The organism is Campylobacter sp. TTU_617 (assembly GCF_016599045.1).
GTDB lineage: Bacteria > Campylobacterota > Campylobacteria > Campylobacterales > Campylobacteraceae > Campylobacter_D.
Window position 1 is genome coordinate 1 of record NZ_JAENKV010000034.1, and the last position, 1289, is coordinate 1289.

At 28.9% G+C, this 1289-nt stretch carries 1 protein-coding gene; it reads right to left on the minus strand.

What is annotated here, in order from left to right:
* A partial coding sequence (locus GQV94_RS07575) for an NAD(P)-dependent alcohol dehydrogenase (RefSeq protein ID WP_200170438.1) occupies positions 1-1067 on the minus strand: 1067 nt, incomplete at its 3' end.
* Positions 1068-1289 lie beyond the last annotated feature (222 nt).

Genomic DNA, 1289 nt, shown 5'->3' on the forward strand with positions numbered 1-1289 from the left:
CTCATATCAATCACATAACGAAATTTTGCTTTACCTGAAGTAAGATTTTCATAAGCTTTATCAATTTCGTTTGGCTTTATAAGTTCAATCTCTGGATAAATTTGATGCTTTAGTGAAAAATCAAGCATTTCTTGAGTTTCAGCAATACCACCTATTAAAGAGCCATAAACTTTTTTTCCAGCTTTAAATATAAGTTCTTTTATATTGATATTTATTTCATTTTCTAAAGGAGGAAGTCCAACAATAGCCATTTCTCCACCAAATTTAAGTAATTCTATATATGCAACAGGATCATAAGCAGTTGGTATAGTTGAAATAATAAAATCAAATCTTTCTTTTACGATATTTTTATCAGTGCTTGTATAAAATGAACTTACACCCATTGCTAAAGCATCAGCTTTTTTATTTTCATTTCTAGCAAAAACACTTACTTTTGCACCCATTTTAATAGCGTATTTTACAGCCATCATACCAAGCCCACCAAAACCAGCTATAGCTACACTTGATCCTTCTTTAACATTAGAAAATTTTAAAGGTGAATAAGTAGTAATTCCTGCACAAAGTAAAGGTGCGACTTTTTCCATAGGAGCATCTTTTGGCACACAAACAGCAAATTTTTCACTAACAACAATATTATTTGAATAGCCTCCATAAGTAATTTCATCATTGTGGAAGCAATCTTTGCTATTATAAGTATAAATTGTTTTTCCTTGTTCGCAAAATTGCTCTTGTGAGCGTTTGCAAGCATCACATTCTCCACAAGAATTTATCATACAGCCAACTCCTGCATAATCACCTACTTTAAATTTGCTTACATTTTTTCCTACAGCTATAACTTCTCCAGCTATTTCGTGTCCTGGAACGCAAGGATATATAGCTTCACCCCATTCACTTCTTGCAGTATGAATATCACTATGACAAATTCCAGCATATAAAATTTTAATTAAAATATCATTATCACCAATGGCATGACGGCTAAAATCAAAAGGTGTAAATTTAGCATCTTTACTAAGCATTGCATAACCTTTACTTTGTATGCGTCCATTATCTAAAATAGTATATTTCATTTTATCTCCTTTATAGTGTTTTATTTTTTAAATTTGTTAATACTCTTTTATGCTTATAATAAATTCAAACATTCTTAATTTTTTATTTATAGTAATTAATGCCTCCTTTATTAAGTGTTTAAATTTTTATCTTTAATAATTAAATTTATCCTTATATACTAATATCTATATAGCTTATACTTATTGTTCATACTTATTGTTTTAGCTTAAATTGAATTAAAG